Origin of the sequence: Streptomyces sp. NBC_01077 (assembly GCF_045162855.1) — a bacterium.
Lineage (GTDB): Bacteria > Actinomycetota > Actinomycetes > Streptomycetales > Streptomycetaceae > Streptomyces.
Map to the genome: position 1 here is coordinate 3,616,859 of NZ_CP108669.1, position 18,037 is coordinate 3,634,895.

General features: G+C 71.5%; 12 protein-coding genes. 3 read left to right on the forward strand and 9 right to left on the reverse strand.

All coding sequences use genetic code 11. The features are described 5' to 3' along the window. Nucleotides 1-67: 67 nt before the first annotated feature. Together OG462_RS16210 and OG462_RS16215 are read right to left on the reverse strand one after the other, a co-directional pair. Entirely contained in the window at nucleotides 68-607 is a 540-nt protein-coding gene (locus OG462_RS16210; RefSeq protein ID WP_406058189.1) for a GtrA family protein, read from the reverse strand. Beyond that, on the reverse strand, nucleotides 607-1,602 hold the full coding sequence (locus OG462_RS16215; protein ID WP_406058191.1) for a glycosyltransferase family 2 protein: 996 nt from the start codon (nucleotides 1,600-1,602) through the stop codon (nucleotides 607-609). The genes OG462_RS16210 and OG462_RS16215 overlap by 1 nt, the downstream gene beginning before the upstream one ends. A 233-nt stretch (nucleotides 1,603-1,835) precedes the next feature. Here OG462_RS16215 and OG462_RS16220 point away from each other — a divergent pair, with 233 nt between their 5' ends. The 3 genes from OG462_RS16220 to OG462_RS16230 all read left to right on the forward strand — a co-directional run bounded on the left by OG462_RS16220 (nucleotide 1,836) and on the right by OG462_RS16230 (nucleotide 7,809). Then, nucleotides 1,836-3,464 carry a hypothetical protein gene (locus tag OG462_RS16220; RefSeq protein WP_406058193.1) on the forward strand — a complete coding sequence of 543 codons (1,629 nt, stop codon included), beginning with the start codon at nucleotides 1,836-1,838 and terminating at the stop codon, nucleotides 3,462-3,464. Nucleotides 3,465-3,769: 305 nt separating this feature from the next. Next, the gene (locus OG462_RS16225) at nucleotides 3,770-6,640 is read left to right on the forward strand and encodes a CDP-glycerol glycerophosphotransferase family protein (RefSeq protein ID WP_406058195.1); all 2,871 of its coding nucleotides are present in this window, start codon (nucleotides 3,770-3,772) and stop codon (nucleotides 6,638-6,640) included. A gap of 62 nt (nucleotides 6,641-6,702) precedes the next feature. Next, on the forward strand, nucleotides 6,703-7,809 hold the full coding sequence (locus OG462_RS16230) for a glycosyltransferase (RefSeq protein WP_406066568.1): 1,107 nt from the start codon (nucleotides 6,703-6,705) through the stop codon (nucleotides 7,807-7,809). Nucleotides 7,810-7,905: 96 nt separating this feature from the next. Here OG462_RS16230 and galE read toward each other — a convergent pair whose 3' ends face one another. The 7 genes from galE to OG462_RS16265 form a co-directional block, all read right to left on the reverse strand. Then, the gene (gene galE, locus OG462_RS16235) at nucleotides 7,906-8,892 is read right to left on the reverse strand and encodes a UDP-glucose 4-epimerase GalE (RefSeq protein WP_406058197.1); all 987 of its coding nucleotides are present in this window, start codon (nucleotides 8,890-8,892) and stop codon (nucleotides 7,906-7,908) included. Nucleotides 8,893-8,908: 16 nt separating this feature from the next. Next, the gene (locus OG462_RS16240; protein ID WP_406058198.1) at nucleotides 8,909-10,591 is read right to left on the reverse strand and encodes a glycosyltransferase family 2 protein; all 1,683 of its coding nucleotides are present in this window, start codon (nucleotides 10,589-10,591) and stop codon (nucleotides 8,909-8,911) included. 130 nt (nucleotides 10,592-10,721) lie between these two features. Continuing rightward, the gene (obgE, locus tag OG462_RS16245; RefSeq protein WP_406058199.1) at nucleotides 10,722-12,161 is read right to left on the reverse strand and encodes a GTPase ObgE; all 1,440 of its coding nucleotides are present in this window, start codon (nucleotides 12,159-12,161) and stop codon (nucleotides 10,722-10,724) included. Between the two features lie 106 nt (nucleotides 12,162-12,267). Next, the gene (rpmA, locus tag OG462_RS16250; RefSeq protein WP_406058201.1) at nucleotides 12,268-12,522 is read right to left on the reverse strand and encodes a 50S ribosomal protein L27; all 255 of its coding nucleotides are present in this window, start codon (nucleotides 12,520-12,522) and stop codon (nucleotides 12,268-12,270) included. A gap of 13 nt (nucleotides 12,523-12,535) precedes the next feature. After that, the gene (rplU, locus tag OG462_RS16255) at nucleotides 12,536-12,856 is read right to left on the reverse strand and encodes a 50S ribosomal protein L21 (protein ID WP_056558958.1); all 321 of its coding nucleotides are present in this window, start codon (nucleotides 12,854-12,856) and stop codon (nucleotides 12,536-12,538) included. A 250-nt stretch (nucleotides 12,857-13,106) separates the two neighbouring features. Beyond that, nucleotides 13,107-16,958 carry a ribonuclease E/G gene (locus tag OG462_RS16260; RefSeq protein ID WP_406058202.1) on the reverse strand — a complete coding sequence of 1,284 codons (3,852 nt, stop codon included), beginning with the start codon at nucleotides 16,956-16,958 and terminating at the stop codon, nucleotides 13,107-13,109. A 233-nt stretch (nucleotides 16,959-17,191) separates the two neighbouring features. Next, nucleotides 17,192-17,983, reverse strand: coding sequence for a TIGR03936 family radical SAM-associated protein (locus tag OG462_RS16265; RefSeq protein WP_406066570.1), 792 nt, complete (start codon nucleotides 17,981-17,983; stop codon nucleotides 17,192-17,194). Nucleotides 17,984-18,037 lie beyond the last annotated feature (54 nt).

Sequence of the window (18,037 nt, forward strand, 5' to 3'; positions counted from 1 at the left end):
CCACCTGCGTCGTCCTCACTCGGCTGTCCCACGCGCCGCGTGTTCCCCGCCGCGACTGCCAGGCAATCTACGCGAGCCGGGAGGGCTGCCGCTCGTCCGTTTCGCTCCCTGGACCGGGGGCCCCGGTGTCCTGTCCGGTGCTCCGGGGCACCAGGATCCGCTGGGAGATCAGGTAGGTGAAGGGGATGGCGACGACGGCCGCGACGAGTGGCGCGATTCTGTCGTCCATGCCGGCCCAGGTGACGAGCGCGTACAGACCGACGCTCTGCACCAGGTAGTTGGTGACGTTGGTGAGCGGGAAGAGGGCGAACTTCTTCCAGGTCGGCCGGGTGCGGTAGGTGAAGTAGGTGTTGAGGAAGAAGGAGCCGACCATGCTGAGGAGGAAGGCGAGGGAGTACGCGGCGAAGTACGGCATCCAGGGGTGGAGCAGCAGGTAACAGCCGAAGAAGGTGACGGTGTTGACGCCGCCGACGAGTCCGAAGCGGAAGATCTCGGCGAGCCGTGCGCGCCTCGCCGGGCCTGTCACCTGCTCCGTCCGCCGCTCGGGCGCCTGCTTCGTCGGCCTGCCGGTCACCTGCTCCGTCAGCCCGTCGGGCGCCTGCGCCATCAGTGCTCTCCCTCGGTGGCCACGACGCGGATCCGCTCGGCGGCGGCGCGTTCGGACGCCCCGCGGCCGAAGGAGCGGTGGGTCTCCTTCACGAGGAAGTGCGGTCGGCGCTTGGTCTCGTAGTAGATACGGCCGATGTACTCCCCGATCAGCCCCAGCATCACCATCTGCACGCCTCCGAGTCCCGCGATGATCGCGACCAGGGTGACGTATCCGGGGGCGGTGACGCCCTGGGTGAGGGCGGCGGCGACGACCCAGACCGCGTAGAGGGCAGCGAGCCCGGTCAGCATCATTCCGAGCCAGAGGGCGATGCGCAGCGGACGGTTGTTGAAGGAGATCAGTCCGTCCATGCCGTAGTTGATCAGGGAGCTGAACTTCCACTTCGTCTCACCGCCTTCGCGTGCGGCGTTCTGGTAGTCGAAGGTGACGGTGTCGAAGCCGATCCAGGAGAAGAGGCCCTTGGAGAAGCGGTTGTACTCGGGCAGCGAGAGCAGCGCGTCGACGGCGGGGCGGGACAGCAGCCGGAAGTCGCCGACGCCGTCGGTGAGTTCCACGTCGACCCAGCGGTTGACGGCCCGGTAGTACATGCGGCTGAGCGCGGAGCGGAGCTTCTTGTCCCCTTCGCGGGTCCGGCGCGCCATGACCTGGTCGTGGCCCTGGTGGTGCAGGTCCAGCATGCGCGCGAGGAGCTCGGGCGGGTGCTGGAGGTCGGCGTCCATGATGACCACGGCGTCGCCGGTGGACTTGCGCAGGCCGGCGAGCATGGCGGCCTCCTTGCCGAAGTTGCGGCTGAAGGAGGCGTACTGGGTCTGGTGGGGGTGCCGGGCGGCGATCTCACGCAGCTTGCCCAGCGTTCCGTCGGAGCTGCCGTCGTCGACGTAACAGATCTCGTATCCGACGGGCAGGGTGTCGAGCACCTGGCGCATCCGCGCGTCGAAGCGTTCGACGACGTCCTCCTCGTTGAAGCAGGGGACGACGACGGAAAGCCTGGTCATGAGCGGTCACTCCAGAGGGATGGGCAAGAGAACGTCCTGAGGGACCGCCACCGAACTCTCCTTCGAGCAGCGCGGCCAGGGTACGAAGCGGCGGTGACCGTCCGGCGTCGCCCGGGTGGCCGCCCCCGGTCGGCATGTCGTCCATGCGGCAAAGCATGCGGGGCAGATATTGATATACGTGGCATTTTTTATCTTTTGTCACCCATAGAGCCCCGTAGCTGGAGCGATGAACCGTGAGTAGAACGACCCTGTCGGAGCGCGGTGACGTACGAATGTCGGACGACGACGGAGAGAACATCGACGCGGCACGCGGACTCCGGCAGGCACTCCCCTGGGTCGCGCTCGTCATCGCCATGGGGGCCGGGGCGCTGCTCTCGGTCGGCGCCTTCCTCGGTGTGTACCTGCGCCCCACGTCGGACGACTGGTGCGCCCTCTGGAAGACCCGGGACATGGGAGTCCTCGGCATCACCGCGGACTTCTACCGCACCCAGAACGGACGGGTCACCAACGCCTTCCTGACCGGGCTGCTCTACACCGACGACATGCGGGGGCCGAAGCTGCTCCCCGCCTTCCTCGTGGTGACGCTCGGGGCGGGACTGTTCCTCCTTGCCCGCGCCGCGCTGCGCGCGCTCCGCCTGCCGTTCCCCGCCACGGCGGCCGCGGCGGCCGTTCTGGTACTCGAAGCGCTGCTGTTCTTCGCGGGAACGCGCTCGTACCAGGTACTGCTCTGGGCTCCCTCCACCATCTCCCACACCCTCCCGAGCGTCCTCGGCGTCTGGGCGGTCCTCTCCGGTGTGTGGGGGGCCCGCAGTCGCCGGCGCTGGGCGCGGGGCACCGCCGTCGGCGCCGCCGCCCTGCTCGGCACGGCGGCCGGCATGCTCAGCGAGCCCTTCGTCGCGATGTCCGGGCTGATCGCCGCGGCGACGGGCGTGCTCTGTCTGCCCCGGTTCGGCCGGACGCGCGACCGGTTCGCGTCGACCTGGTGCGCGGCCTGGTGCCTCGGCCTCCTGATCGGTCTGGTGATGCTCACCACGTCCCCGGGCGCCCGCTGGCGGCGCGCCCAGCAGCCGAAGGAGCCGCTGAGCCTGTCCGGGGTCGGGGAGACGTTCCACGACTGGTGGCGGATCTGGGAGACGATCGGCGGGCAATGGGCGTACGCGGGCGCTCTCGGCGCAGGGGTGCTCCTCGGCCTGGCGGTGGCCCTCTCCGACCGTCGCGACCGCCGCGGGGAGGATGCGCGGGCCGGCCGGACCTCGTCGGGAGGAACGTTTCAGGTCGCCGTCGTGCTGCTGCCCCTGCCGCTGATCGTGCTCGGGAGCCTCGTGGCCGCGTACGGACTGCGCAGCGGTTACGGAGCGAGCGGCTGGACGTACGCGCGCACGTGGACCAGCTTCCTCGTGCCGTTCCTGCTCGCACTCAGCGGCTACGGGGCCTGGTTCGGGTACCGGCTGGGGCGCGGGCTCCGGGACGGACATGCGACGAGCAGCGAGGGCGACGGGCCCGGAGGCCGACCCGCACCGGGAGACGGACACCGGCTCGGAGGGTCGCCGTCACCGGCCGGTGTCCGTGCCGCCCGGCTCGCCGCCCTGGTCGTCACCGGCGCCGTCGCCGTGGCGAGCCTGGCGGCCCTGGTGCCCGCGGTGCGCGCCCTGACGGAAGAGACGGTGGTGCGCAGCGTGGCGTGGGACCGGCAGGACGCCCGGATCCGCGCGGAGGTGGCGGCCGGCCGCCGCGAGGTCACGTACCGTCCCCTGTACATCGGCGCGCTCGCCGAACCCTTCTTCACCGAGGTGTACGAGAAGGACTGGGCCGCCCGGTGCACGGCCTCGTACTACCGCGTGGACCGACTGGTCCGCCCGTGACCCCGGTCCGGTCCCGCCCGACCCCCGTCGGCACGCCCGGGCACTGTGTTCCCTGTCACCTCGCGTGCCCGGAGGTGGGCAGGTTTGGGGTAAGTTCTCGCCTCATGTGCCGCCGTCCGGGCCGCCGCACCCCGACAACGCCCCTGAGTGCGACTCCGCAGGCGTGTCGATGGTTGCCCCCGAGACCCTCTCGGCCCCGTAACGATCCGGGCACGGCGGTCATTGTCACGCCCTCGGGCGCGGCAAAGCACGGGGGGAACACCAGGTAGCTTGGGTGTGTCTGGAGGAAAGACAAGTGGATCGAGGTGGAAGTGCCTGACGTCTCCGTGGTCGTCATCGCATACAACGACGCAGAGCGTCTGCCGACGGCCGTACAGTCGGTGCTGGATCAGACCCTGCACAGCGTCGAAGTCGTGATCGTCGACGATTGCAGCAAGGACGACACCTTCGAGGTCGCCCAGGCGCTCGCCGCCGGCACCCCGGACCGGGTCCGGGCGTTCCAGCTGCCGCAGAACAGCGGCGGCTGCGGTGCGCCCCGCAACTTCGGCATCCAGCGTGCCACCGGCACGTACGTCATGTTCCTCGACAGCGACGACGTGTTGGAGCGCAACGCCTGTCGCAACATGCTCGACGCCGCCCAGAGCACCGGTTCCGACCTGGTCTCGGGCCTGTGCGTCCGCGTCCACCTGGACAGCCGCAACAAGAAGACCACCGAGTGGTACCCCTGGCTCTACTCGCAGACCCGGACGATCGAGTCGATCACCGAGCTGTCCGACCTGCTGGTGTTCGACACCCTCTCGACGAACAAGTGCTACCGGCGCGAGTTCCTCATCGAGCAGGGCCTGGAGTTCCCGGTCGGCATCCACTACGAGGACCTGCTCTTCTCGGCCCAGGCCTACGTCGCCGCGAGCCGGATCACGCTCATCCCGAACCACGTCTACTACTGGAACGTGCAGGAGAGCGCCGCCTCCAAGTCGATCAGCAACAGGCGCCACGAGATCGCCAACTTCGTGCACCGCATGGAGATCCACCGCCGCGTGGACGCCCTGCTGGAGAGCAAGGGCTACGACGAGCTCAAGTACCGCAAGGACATCAAGTTCCTCAAGCACGACCTGGTCCTCCACCTGCGCGACCTGCCGCTGCTCGGTGACGACTACCGGCGCGAGTTCGCCGAGCTGGCCAACGGCTACCTCGCCGAGATCGACCCGAAGGCGTACGAGGAAGTGCAGCGGATGCACGCCATCTGCGCCTTCCTGCTGAGCAAGGAGGACTGGCACAACCTCCTCCCGGCCACCGACGCGCTCACCAACCCCGGCCGGCTCACCGTCCCGCTCGCCGAGCGCGACGGAGAGGTCTACTGGTGTGCCGAGCACCTCGACACCGAGCGGGGCCGCCAGATCCTGGACGTCACCCCCTCCCGCTACGACACCAGGTCGCTGACCTCGCTCGCCCTGGGCAACCGGCTGACCTCGTACTCCAGCGATGACGGTGTCGTCAGCCTCGGCGGACGCGTGGTCAACCCGCTGGGCCGGATCAGCCCGGACGCGGAGATCAGCGCGGTCCTCGAGTTCTCGGCCCGCCGCAGCGTCGGCGGCAAGACCGCCCGCATCCCGGTCACCACGCTCCGGCACGCCGGTGCCTGGATCGAGTGGAAGGGCACGGCGGACATCGCCCGCACCGTCCGCCCGCTCGGCATCATCGACGCGGTCTGGGACGTCCGGCTGATCCTCACGGTCGACGGTCAGCACATCCGGACCCGGGTCTCCGTCGGCGGCACGCCCATCGACGAGGCCGACAGCCTGCGGATCCGCCCCCGGCTGACCAAGCTGGTCTCGGACCGCTTCGTGCCCGAGGTCACCAAGAAGGGCAACCTGTCCTACGTCCTCGCCGCCGAGGGCAAGGCGGCCGTGCACACCACGGCCATGATCGAGGGCGCCATGCACGGGCGCACCGCCCAGCTGGCGAAGACGAGCCTGCGCCGCCTGCTCAAGGCCAAGAAGGACCTGAACTCGGGCGAGACCAAGCTGCGCGTCTACCACGAGTTCTACAGCAAGCTGCCGATCCGCAAGGGCCTCGTGGTCTTCGAGAGCCACCTCGGCAAGCAGTACAGCGACAGCCCCAAGGCGATCTACGAGGAGATGCGCCGTCAGGGCGTCGCCTTCGAGGCCGTCTGGTCGTACGCGGGTGCCAAGCCGACCGGCTTCCCCGAGGACGCCACGCTGGTGAAGCGCTGGAGCTGGCAGTACCTGCGGGCGCTGGCCCAGGCCGAGTTCTGGATCGACAACCAGGGCTTCCCGCTGCGCCTCACCAAGCGCCCGGGGACCACGTACATCCAGACCTGGCACGGCACGGCCCTCAAGCGGATGGGCTTCGACGAGCCCAACACCAAGTCCCGCGGACTGGCCGCCCAGGCGTCGTTCCAGCAGGCTCTGGACCGCTTCGACCACTTCCTGATCCGCGGTGAGCACGACCGGCGCACCCTCGCCCGGGGCTTCCGGCTCCGCGAGGAGGTGCTGCTTCCCGTCGGCTACCCGCGCAACGACGACCTCGCCGAGGCTCGTCGCAAGGAGGCCGAGACGGGCCACCGCGACCGCGGTGCGCTCGCCGCGGAGCTGGGCATCGACCCGGAGAAGAAGGTCCTGCTGTACGCGCCGACCTTCCGTGCCGCCCCCGGCGGCAAGGTGCGTGCCTTCCAGGCCCCCTTCGACGTCGAGGAGTTCGCCGAGCGCTTCGGTGACACGCACACGCTGCTGATCAGGACGCACTACCTGAACAGCGTGTCGCTGCCGCCGTCGGTCCGGGGGCGGGTCATAGACGTCTCCAGCCACCACGACATCACCCCGCTGCTCGCCCTCGCGGACGGGCTGATCACCGACTACTCGTCCGTGATGTTCGACTACGGGCTGCTCGACCGCCCGATGATCTTCTTCACGTACGACTACGACGAGTACTCCAAGGAGAACCGGGGCACCTACTTCGACCTGAAGGAGCGCGCTCCCGGCCCCGTCGTGGGCACCGAGGAGGAGCTCTTCGGAGTGATCGCCAACTTCAAGGACGAGGCCGACACCAAGTTCGCGGCGGCCCGCCAGCGGTTCAACACGGAGTTCAGCGAGTACGACCGGGGCGACGCGGCCCGTCAGATCGTCGCCAAGTTCTTCACCAGGAGCGGGAAGTGACCAACCAGACCACCGTGTCCGGCGGCCGCGACATCTTCATCGTCTCCAACAGCGTGGACGAGATGGGCGGTGTCACGACCTGGACCCACCAGATGGCGCGGGAGTTCACCGACCGCGGCAACCGGGTCCACGTCATCGGCATCACCCCCGCCCCCGAGGGACGGCAGCACGAGTTCCCGGAAGCCCTGCCGTACGACACCACCACGCTGTACGACGCGCACCCGCCGCAGGTCCGTGCCCTGCGCGGCCTCAAGGGCAAGCTCAACGCGCCCGAGCGGCGGCGCCACGCGGCCCGCGCGGCCGGCATGCGGGAACGCGCCGACCGGATGACGGCGCTCTTCGCCGCCGCCCGGCCCGGTGCCGTCGTGATCGTCACCCAGGTCTGGGCGATGGAGTGGGTGGCCCTCGCCGACACCAAGGGCCATGTCGTCATCGGCATGAGCCACGAGTCGTACGCCGCCAGTGCCGGCTCCTCCCGGCTCGGCCGGGTGAAGCGGTACTACAAGGGTGTCGACCGGCTCCTCGTCCTCACCCCGGGCGACGCGGACCGGTGGATCCGGGCCGGTATGGACAACGTCGGGCACATGCCCAACGCCCTGCCCTTCATGCCCGACGTCCCGGCGCCGCGCACCGAGAAGGTCGTCGCCTGCATCGGTCGCCTCTCTCACGAGAAGGGCGTGGACATGGTGCTCGACAGCTGGGCCGAGATCGCGTCCCGCCACCCCGACTGGAAGCTGCGGATCTACGGGACCGGGGACGAGGAGGAGGCGCTGCAGCGTCGTACCACCCAGCTCGGTCTCGACGACTCCGTGGAGTGGATGGGGCGCACCAACGACGTCCTCGGGGCGCTCTCCGAGGCCTCGGTGTTCGCGCAGGCCTCCCGCGCCGAGGGCTTCCCGATCACCCTGCTCGAGGCGATGGCGGCGGGCGTGCCCTGTGCCGCCTTCGACTGCGCGCCGGGCGTCCGGGAGATCATCCGTGACGGTGAGGACGGTCTCCTCGCCCGTCTCGGCAACACCATGGAGCTCGGCGGCCACATCAGCACGCTGATCACCGACAAGGAGCTGCGGGACCGGATGGGCGACGCGGCCTTCGTGAACGTGAAGCGGTACGCCGCCGACGAGATCACCGACCGCTGGGAGGCGCTCTTCGCCTTCCTGGAGCGCTGACGGTTCGGCGAGAACGCCGAAGGGGCGGGGCGGGGAGTTCACACTCCCCGCCCCGCCCCTTTGCTGTCGCGGTCTGACCGTCGCTCGCTGCTGCGGTCAGACCGTCGCGCCGCGGCGCGCGACCCAGCCGGCCCAGGCCGAGTCGATCATGTCTCGCACGTCGTGCCGTGCCTTCCAGCCGAGCTCCGACGCGATGCGGTCGGCGGCGGCGACGACCCGGGCGGGGTCGCCGGCGCGGCGCGGGGTGACCACGGGCGCGATGGTGTGGCCGGTGATCTCGTTGATCAGCTCGACCATCTCGGTGACGGAGACGCCCTCGCCGCGGCCGATGTTGACCGTCAGGTCGCGCGGCTCGCCGGCCTCGGCCCACTCCGCGAGCTTGCGGGCGGCGACGAGGTGCGCGTCGGCCAGGTCCTCGACGTGGATGTAGTCACGGATGCAGGTGCCGTCGGGCGTGTCGTAGTCGTCGCCGAAGATCCGCGGGGACTCGCCCGCGTCGAGGCGCTCGAAGACCATCGGGACCAGGTTGAAGACCCCGGTGTCGGCCAGCTCGGGGGCCGCGGCACCGGCCACGTTGAAGTACCGCAGGCAGGCCGTCGAGATGCCGTGCGCGGCGCCCGCCGCGCGGACCACCCACTCGCCCGCCAGCTTCGTCTCGCCGTACGGGCTCAGCGGCAGGCAGGGGGTCTCCTCGGTGACGAGGTCGACGTCCGGCATGCCGTAGACCGCGGCGGAGGAGGAGAAGAGGAAGTTGCGCACGCCCGCGGCGGCGACCGCCTCCAGGAGGACCGTGAGACCGATGATGTTCTCGCGGTAGTAGTGCAGCGGCAGTTCGACGGACTCGCCGACCTGCTTCTTGGCGGCGAGGTGGACGACACCGGTCACGCCGTGCTCGGCGATCGTCCGGTCCAGGACCTCGCGGTCGAGCGTGGAGCCGACCACCAGGGGGACGCCTTCGGGCACCCGCGCCTCGTATCCCGTGGACAGGTCGTCGAGGACGACGACCCGCTCACCGGCCTGCGTCATCGCGCGGACCACGTGGGAGCCGATGTATCCGGCGCCGCCGGTGATCAGATAAGTCATAGCGCCCCAAACCCTTTCACTGTGAACTGCGGGCAAGCCGACGGAGCCGGGCCCTGACCGCCCGGAATCCGTCCCGGGCTCCAGGTGCGATCCGTACCGCCAGCGAACCGTTCGCCGTGGCGTACTGCTGCACCAGAAGTACACCGTACCGGCTGCTCGGAAGGACCGAGCGCCGCTGGGCGCCGTCCGGCAGCCGCAGAGACGTGGTGAACGACTCCCCGTTCGCACACGTCACGGTGACCCCGATGTCCCACAGCTGGACGCCCTCACGGCCGCGGCGGCGCCCCGTTCCGGCGAGCCCGGTGAGGCGGACCGGCACGCGGGCGGACCAGCCGCCCCCGGCCCCGTCCGACCCGTCGGCACCTTCCGGCGTGTCGCCTCCGTCCGGACCTCGGACGGCGTGCAGCTCGGCTCGTTCCGTGCGGGCGGGCTCGGTGTCGCCGCGCGGCAGGAAGGCGAGTTCGGCGGTACGAGGACCGGCCTCGGCCAGCCGCCCGTACAGGTCCCGGACCGTGAACAGCAGGTCGCCGCCCCCGCCGATGCGCAGCTCCGCGTCCACGACGAGCGGCAGCTCGTCGAGCGGCAGACCGTCCACGCCGTCCAGCGGGGCCTCCGGCAGGTCGTCGGCCCAGACGGCGGCGGTACGGGTGCCCGCGTACGGGGGCAGCAGCCGGGCCGGGTTCGCGGCGAGCCGGGACAGCCGGAGCAGATCGCGCGGCTCCTTCGCGGCGAGCAGGAACCGGGCGATCCAGCGGGCGGGAGCGACCGCGGCGGCGATCTCCGGCTCCTGGAAGCCGGCCAGGTGGTCCCGGGTGAGCGTCCACCACTCGGCCCGGTGGGCGGCGTCACGCAGCCGCAGGTCACGGGCGTACATACGGAGGTCGTGTTCGAGGAACTTGGTGCGGCAGGCCGCGGCGAGCTCCGCGCGTCCCGCCGTGGCGAAGGTGTCGACGGCGGCGCGGTGGGCGGCGATCCGGTCCTGCCAGTTGGAGACGCCGACACGGTCGAGGGAGATCGACAGCTGGGCGGCGGCGCGGCGCACATGCCAGACGTACACGGTGTCGGGGATCACGGCGACGCGGGGGGCGGCGGCGTACACCCGGGCGGTGAAGAGGAAGTCCTCGTAGACGAAGCGGCCCTCGGGGAAGAGGATGCCGTGCTCGGTGAGGAAGGCCCGGTCGTAGACCTTGTTGACGCAGAGCGTGTCGTGGACCAGCGGGCGCAGGTCCGCGGGCGTCTCCAGGACGGCGGCCTCCCGGTACAGAGCGGGCTGCCAGCGGACGTCCCTGCCTTCGGGCAGTTCGCGCCGGACGCAGACGCCGACGGCCACCTCGGTGCCGTGCCGCTCCGCGGCGGCGACCAGGGCCTCGGCGGCGCCGGAGGGCAGGATGTCGTCGCTGTCCAGGAACATGACGTACGGGGCGGTGGAAGCCCGGATGCCGTCGTTACGGGGAGAGCCGCATCCGCCGCTGTTCTCCGTGCGGTGGACCACGCGTACGCGGGGGTGCCGGGCGGCGAGCTCGTCGAGGACGCGGGCCGTGCCGTCGCTCGAACAGTCGTCGACGGCGACGACCTCCGCCACCACGGGGCCCTGGTCCAGCGCGGACCTGATCGCCTGGCCCACCAGCGCCTCGTCGTTGTAGGCGATGACGACGACGCTGAGCCTGCCTGCGGTCTCGGGCGGGGGGACGGTACTCACACCAGGATCCTACGGGAGACGCCCGCACCCCCCACCGGGGGTACGGGCGCCTGCCGAGCGGCTGCCGGGACGGTCACGCCCGCTGGAACGCCGGACTCCGTCCGTCGGACCGGCGTGCCGTCCGGCCCTGCTAGAACGGGTCGAACTCGTCGAACTCGCGCTGCGGGTCGTCCCGCTCCGCGTCGCGGTCGCGACGGCGCTGGGCTGCCGGACGCGGGGCCTCCAGGCGGTGGTCCTCGCCTCGGCGGCCGAGCATTTCGGCGCCGGCCATCATCGAGGGCTCCCAGTCGAAGACGACCGCGTTCTCCTCGGAGCCGATCGCGACACCGTCACCCGCGCGGGCACCGGCCTTCATCAGCCTGTCCTCGACGCCGAGGCGGTTGAGGCGGTCGGCCAGGTAGCCCACGGCCTCGTCGTTGTTGAAGTCGGTCTGGCGGACCCAGCGCTCCGGCTTCTCGCCGCGCACCCGGTACACGTCCTCGGCCTCGTCGTAGATGACCGTGAAGCCCGCGTCGTCGACGGCCTTCGGGCGGATGACGATACGGGTCGCCTCCTCCTTCGGCTTGGCCGCGCGCGCCTCGGCGACGATGCCGGCGAGGGCGAAGGAGAGCTCCTTGAGGCCCAGGCGGGCCACGGCGGAGGCCTCGAACACCTGGTAGCCGCGCTCCTCCAGGTCCGGGCGGATCATGTCCGCGAGGTCCTGGCCGTCGGGGATGTCGACCTTGTTGAGGACGACGATGCGGGGCCGGTCCTCGAGGCCGCCGTACTGCCGCAGCTCCTCCTCGATGATGTCGAGGTCGGTGACCGGGTCACGGTCCGATTCGAGGGTCGCGGTGTCGAGCACGTGCACGAGGACCGAGCAGCGCTCGACGTGGCGCAGGAACTCCAGGCCCAGGCCACGGCCCTGGCTGGCGCCCGGGATGAGGCCCGGCACGTCGGCGATCGTGTAGACGGTCGAACCGGCCGTGACGACGCCCAGGTTCGGGACGAGCGTGGTGAAGGGGTAGTCCGCGATCTTCGGCTTGGCTGCCGACAGGACCGAGATGAGCGAGGACTTGCCGGCGCTCGGGTAGCCGACGAGCGCCACGTCGGCGACGGTCTTCAGCTCCAGGACGATGTCCCGGGCCTCGCCGGGCTCGCCGAGGAGCGCGAAGCCGGGGGCCTTGCGGCGCGCGGAGGACAGCGCCGCGTTGCCGAGGCCGCCGCGGCCGCCCTGGCCCGCGACGAAGGTGGTGCCCTGGCCGACGAGGTCGGCGAGCACGTTGCCGTCCTTGTCGAGGACGACGGTGCCGTCGGGCACGTTCAGGACGAGGTCCTGGCCGTCCTTGCCGGAGCGGTTGTCACCGGCGCCGGGCTGACCGTTGGTGGCCTTGCGGTGCGGCGAGTGGTGGTATTCGAGGAGCGTGGTGACCGCCTGGTCGACGACCAGGATCACATCGCCGCCACGGCCGCCGTTGCCGCCGTCGGGTCCGCCGAGCGGCTTGAACTTCTCCCGGTGAACGGAGGCGCAGCCGTGGCCTCCGTTACCCGCGGCGACATGCAGCTCGACGCGGTCCACGAAGGTGGTCATGGTTGTGCCTCCATCTACTTACGTGCGGAATGTCTATCTAGTAACACGCGAAAGGCGGACCCGCTTCCCGAACGGGAAGTGAGGTCCGCCTCCGCAAATGAACCGATCAGGCGACCGGAACGATGTTCACGACCTTGCGGCCACGGTGGGTGCCGAACTGCACCGCGCCGGGCTGCAGGGCGAACAGCGTGTCGTCGCCACCACGACCGACACCCGAGCCCGGGTGGAAGTGGGTGCCGCGCTGGCGGACCAGGATCTCACCGGCGAGGACGGTCTGACCGCCGAAGCGCTTCACGCCGAGCCGCTGGGCATTGGAGTCGCGCCCGTTCCGGGTGGACGATGCGCCCTTCTTGTGTGCCATGTCTCAGTCCCTCTTACTTCGCAGCCGCGGGGATACCGGTGACCTTGATCGCCGTGTACTGCTGGCGGTGACCCTGGCGACGGCGGTAGCCGGTCTTGTTCTTGTAGCGCAGGATGTCGATCTTGGCGCCCTTGTGGTGGTCCACGATCTCGGCCTGAACCTTGATCCCGGCCAGGACCCACGGGTCGCTGGTCACGGCGTCGCCGTCGACAACGAGCAGGGTCGAGAGCTCGACCGTGTCGCCAACCTTGGCAGTGGGAATCTTGTCAACTTCAACGATGTCGCCGACAGCAACCTTGTGCTGGCGACCACCGCTGCGCACGATGGCGTACACGCGGATCTCTCTCTCACTCGGGATCGAAACCTCTGAGGCCAGCCGCTCACACGGACCCGAGGGCCCGCGGCGTTCCGGAATCGGACGAGCGGCCTCTCCCGGCGAGCGGGAGGGAAGTGCTCAGAGGCGCGACGCGTCGATAGACACGCCGACGGTCTAGGTTACGGGCGGCTGCCTCGGAGGGTCAAATTCGCCCGTTCGGTACGGGCCGCCGCCTCGACGTGCGGGGCGGCGGCCCGTACCTCACCGGTCAGTCCTGGGCCGGGGCGGCGGTCTTCTCCGCCGCCTTCTTGGCCGGGGCCTTCTTGGTGGTGGTCTTCTTCGCCGCGGTCTTCTTGGTCGCCGCCGTCTTCTTGGTGGCGGCCTTCTTGGCCGTGGCCTTCTTCGCCGCGGTCTTGCGCGCCGCCGTCTTCTTGACGGGGGCGGGCTCGGCCTCGGTCTCGGCCTCTGCGGGGACCTCGGCCGGGGCCGTGGTCACCACGAGGACGGCCGCCTCCTCGGCGCCCGAAGGCGAACCGGCGGGAGCGGTGGCCTTACGGACCACCCGGCGGCGGGCACGCGGCGGGGCGGCCACGGGAGCCTCCTCGACGACGGGCTCGGCGACGGCCTCGGCGACCGGCGCCACGACGGGCTCCGGCTCCGGGGCGGTCTCGACGACCGGCTCGGCCACGACCGGCTCGACGACGGTCGGCGCGGCGGCCGGCTCCGTGGTCGAGACGACCGGGGAGGTCACCCGGCGGGTGGCACGGCGACGGCCGCGCGGGGCCGGGGCCGCGGTCTCCTCGACCACCGGCTCGGCCACCGGCTCGACGACGGCCTCGGCGACCGGCGCCACGACGGGCTCCGGCTCGACGACCGGCTCGGGCGCCGCGACGGGCTCCGGCTTCCGCTTCGACTCGAAGACGACGGCCTCGGTCTCCACGACCGGCCGCGCGGCGACCGGCGCGGACACCCGGCGGGTCGCCCGACGACGGCCACGACCGCGCGTGGCGGCGGCCTCCGCCTCGGCGATGGAGCCGTACAGCTCCTCGTCCGCGGCGATCGGCTCGGGCAGGGCCACCGGGGCGGCCAGCTCGGCGGCGACCTCGGCCTCGGTCTCGGCCTCCGCGGTCTCGACCTCGGTCTCCGCGGCCTCGGCGTGCTCGTGCTCGTGGACGTGCTCGGCGCCGCCGCGGCCGCGCTTCTTCGAGCGCTTGCCGCCGCCACCGCCACCGGCGGTGGTCGGCTGCTCCATGTGCACGATGACACCGCGGCCGTTGCAGTGGACGCAGGTCTCGGAGAAGGACTCCAGGAGGCCCTGGCCGACCCGCTTACGGGTCATCTGCACCAGGCCGAGCGAGGTGACCTCGGCCACCTGGTGCTTGGTCCGGTCCCGGCCCAGGCACTCCAGGAGGCGGCGCAGCACCAGGTCGCGGTTGGACTCCAGGACCATGTCGATGAAGTCGATGACGACGATGCCGCCGAGGTCGCGCAGCCGGAGCTGACGCACGATCTCCTCGGCCGCTTCGAGGTTGTTCCTCGTCACGGTCTCTTCGAGGTTGCCGCCCTGGCCGGTGAACTTGCCGGTGTTGACGTCGACGACGATCATCGCCTCGGTCTTGTCGATCACCAGCGAGCCGCCGCTCGGCAGCCAGACCTTGCGGTCGAGCGCCTTCATGAGCTGCTCGTCGATCCGGTACGTCGCGAAGACGTCGACCTCGCTCGTCCACTTGGACAGGCGGTCGGTCAGGTCCGGGGCGACGTGGTGCACGTAGCCGTGGATGGTCTCCCACGCCTCGTCACCGCTGACGATGACCTTGGAGAAGTCCTCGTTGAAGATGTCGCGGACGACCCGGACGGTCATGTCCGGCTCGCCGTAGAGCAGCGTCGGGGCGTTGCCGCTCTTCGCCTTCTTCTGGATGTCCTCCCACTGCGCCTGCAGTCGCTCGACGTCGCGGCGCAGCTCGTCCTCGCTCGCGCCCTCGGCGGCGGTGCGCACGATGACGCCCGCGTCCTCGGGGACGATCTTCTTGAGGATGGTCTTGAGGCGGGCGCGCTCGGTGTCCGGGAGCTTGCGGCTGATGCCGGTCATCGAGCCCTCGGGCACGTACACGAGGTAGCGGCCGGGCAGCGAGACCTGGCTGGTCAGGCGGGCACCCTTGTGGCCGATCGGGTCCTTCGTCACCTGGACGAGGACCGACTGGCCGGACTTGAGGGCGGTCTCGATGCGACGCGGGCCGTGGCCCATGCCGAGCGCCTCGAAGTTGACCTCACCGGCGTACAGGACGGCGTTGCGGCCCTTGCCGATGTCGACGAAGGCGGCCTCCATGGACGGCAGGACGTTCTGGACCTTGCCCAGGTAGACGTTGCCGACGTACGAGGTGGCCTGCTCCTTGTTGACGTAGTGCTCGACGAGCACGTTGTCCTCGAGGACGCCGATCTGGGTGCGCTCGCCGCTCTGGCGGACGACCATGACGCGCTCGACGGCCTCACGGCGGGCCAGGAACTCGGCCTCGGTGATGATCGGGACGCGGCGGCGGCCCTGCTCGCGGCCCTCGCGGCGGCGCTGCTTCTTGGCCTCCAGGCGGGTCGAGCCCTTGATGGACTGGACCTCGTCGGCGCCGGTGCCGGGCTCGGCCTTCTCACGGGCCGGGCGGGGCTCGCGGACCTTGACGACCGTACGGACGCCCTCCTCGTCGGCGCCCTCGACGTCGGCGGAGGCGTCCCCGCTGCGACGGCGGCGACGGCGACGGCGACGGGAGCTGCTGGATCCGCCGGAGAAGCCCTCGGCCTCGTCCTGCTCGTCCTCGCCCTCCTCGGACTCATCGGTCTCGTCCTCGGCGCGCGGCTCCTCGCCCTCCTCGGCCTCGTCGACCTCGGTGAGCTCGCCGCGACGACGGCGACGGCCGCCACGGCGGCGACGGCGGGACGGGCGGTCCTCGTACTCGTCGGTCTCCTCGGCCTCGTCGGCCTCCTCGACCTCGTCGGCGACGGCCTCGACCTCGGGCTCGTCGGCGACGGTGGCCGGGACGGGCTCGACGGGGACGGCCTCGCCACGGCGGCGACGGCGACGGCGGGAACCGGCCTCGGCGCGCTCGGCGGCGGGCTCGGGGGTCTCCACGACCTCGGCCTCGACGGCCTCGACCGTCTCGTCCGTCTCGACGAGCTCGTCCTCCTCCGGCTCCACCGCGACGGAGGCTGCCGCGGCGGCGGCGGTCTCCGGGGTCTGGAACATGGGCTCCGCGAAGACCGGGGCCTGGAAGACGGCGACGGCGGGGCGCGCGGCACGGCGCGTCTCCCGGACCGGGGCCGGCTCGGAGGTGAACTGCGGGGAGGTCGCGCGACGGCGGCCACGGCCTCGGGTGGCCGCGGTCTCGGCGGCGGTGACCTCCGCCTCCTCGGCGGCGATCTGCGCGACGGCCGCCGTCGGCAGCGACTCGCCGGTGGCGGCCTCGGTGGTCGCCTCGGTGGTCGCCTCGGGCGAGGTGACCTTACGGGTGGCACGGCGGCGGGTACGCGGGGCGGGCGCGGCGGCCTCCTCCGTGACCTCGGCGGCCGGGGCGGTCTCGGCGACCGGAGCCACGACCACGGTCTCCTCGGCGGCGGCGGGCGCGCCGGCCGGGGCGGTGGCCTTGCGGGTGGCGCGGCGGCGGGTACGGGCCGGGGCGGCCTCGGGGGCCTCCTCGACGGCCTCGGCGGCCACGGCCTCCGGCACAGCGGTCTCATCGGGGGCCTCGGCGGCGACCGGGGAGGTCACCGGCGAGGTGGCCTTACGAGTGGCGCGGCGGCGCGTACGGGCCGGGGCGGCCTCGGGGGCCTCCTCCACGTCCTCGGCCACGGCGGCGACGGTCTCCACGACCGGCTCCGGGGTCTCCACGGCGGGTGCCGTGGCCTCGGCGGCCGATGCGGTGGCCTTGCGGGTGGCCCGGCGGCGGGTCCGCGGCGCGGGTGCGGCCTCGGCCTCGGCCGGGGCGGCCTCCACGGCTGCGGCCTCGGTGGCCGCTGTGGTGTCGGCGGTCGCGCCCGTCACCGGCGGACCGGCGGGGCGGGAAGCGGCGCGGCGCCTGCGGCGCGGCGGCAGCTTGTCACCGGGGGCGTTGGTGTCTTCGTTGGACTCGAGCATGCGGGGTTCTCCCGTCACGCTCCCGGGCGCCGCGCCTGGTTCCGGTCCGGCGGCACGGTCGCGCCTGTGGCGCGGTGCCGCCGTCCGGGGCGCGGGCGCCGCACGGGAGCTCTATGTCTGGCTCGCCGGTTCCGTACGCCCTGTGCGGACGGCCTGGCGAAAGTCTCCTGGTCAGTGCGCGGCCCGACCCAGGTGGCTCCCGAGTACCAGGGCTGCGCTACAACGACCGCTCCCTACGCGGTGCCGGCACCCGGCGCCGTCGCAGAGGCGGTCTCGGCGGCCGTGGTAGATGCGGCCGTGACTGCCTCGCGGTCGGGCGCGAGCGGGTCGGTCACCGTGCCGGACTCCTCGTCGAAGAGCCCCTGCGCCAGCCTGGTCACCGCAGCGGGGACCGGCGGCGCCAGGTCGGCCACAGCTCGGAGACCGGACAGGACGTCGTCGGGTCGTACGGCAGGTGTCACGTGCCGAACAACCAGCCGCAGTATCGCACAGGCGCTGTCCAGCGGCCTATCGCCCTGGGGATCGCCCTGGGGAGCGGCTGCCGTCAGCTCGGTGACCGCGGAACGCGCGTCGAAGGTGCGGACGCCGTTCTTGGTCTTGCGCTGTACTTCCACGGTCTCGGCCGCGAGAAACGCCTCGGTGGCCTTCTCCACGTCCTCGACGGTGACGCCTTCGAGGCGCAGCTCCCAGATGGAAGCGGTGAGCCGGTCGGCGAGACCCGAGGTCCGGGCCTCGACGGCGTCGGTGATGTCGAGGCCGGCCGGGAGGGACTCGTCGAGCAGGACCCGCAGGGTCTCCGGGTCGCGCGTCTCGGTGAGGGCGATCTCCAGGTACTCGGCCTCGGAGCCCGTGCCCGTCGGGGCGGCGTTGGCGTACGACACCTTGGGGTGCGGGGTGAAGCCGGCCGAGTACGCCATGGGCACCTCGGCACGGCGGAGCGCACGCTCGAAAGCGCGCTGGAAGTCACGGTGGCTGGTGAACCGGAGGCGGCCGCGCTTGGTGTAGCGCAGTCGGATGCGCTGCACCGCCGGTGCGGGCGGCGGGCCTTCGGGCTGTCGCTTGCCCAGTGGTTCTTCTCC

Bases quoted from the DNA above. Each gene is read 5' to 3' on its own strand.
- galE (WP_406058197.1), bottom strand. From the start codon at position 8,892: ATGACTTATCTGATCACCGGCGGCGCCGGATACATCGGCTCCCACGTG.
- OG462_RS16260 (WP_406058202.1), bottom strand. From the start codon at position 16,958: ATGCTCGAGTCCAACGAAGACACCAACGCCCCCGGTGACAAGCTGCCG.
- obgE (WP_406058199.1), bottom strand. From the start codon at position 12,161: ATGACCACCTTCGTGGACCGCGTCGAGCTGCATGTCGCCGCGGGTAAC.
- OG462_RS16215 (WP_406058191.1), bottom strand. From the start codon at position 1,602: ATGACCAGGCTTTCCGTCGTCGTCCCCTGCTTCAACGAGGAGGACGTC.
- OG462_RS16210 (WP_406058189.1), bottom strand. From the start codon at position 607: ATGGCGCAGGCGCCCGACGGGCTGACGGAGCAGGTGACCGGCAGGCCG.
- rpmA (WP_406058201.1), bottom strand. From the start codon at position 12,522: ATGGCACACAAGAAGGGCGCATCGTCCACCCGGAACGGGCGCGACTCC.
- OG462_RS16230 (WP_406066568.1), top strand. From the start codon at position 6,703: ATGGGCGGTGTCACGACCTGGACCCACCAGATGGCGCGGGAGTTCACC.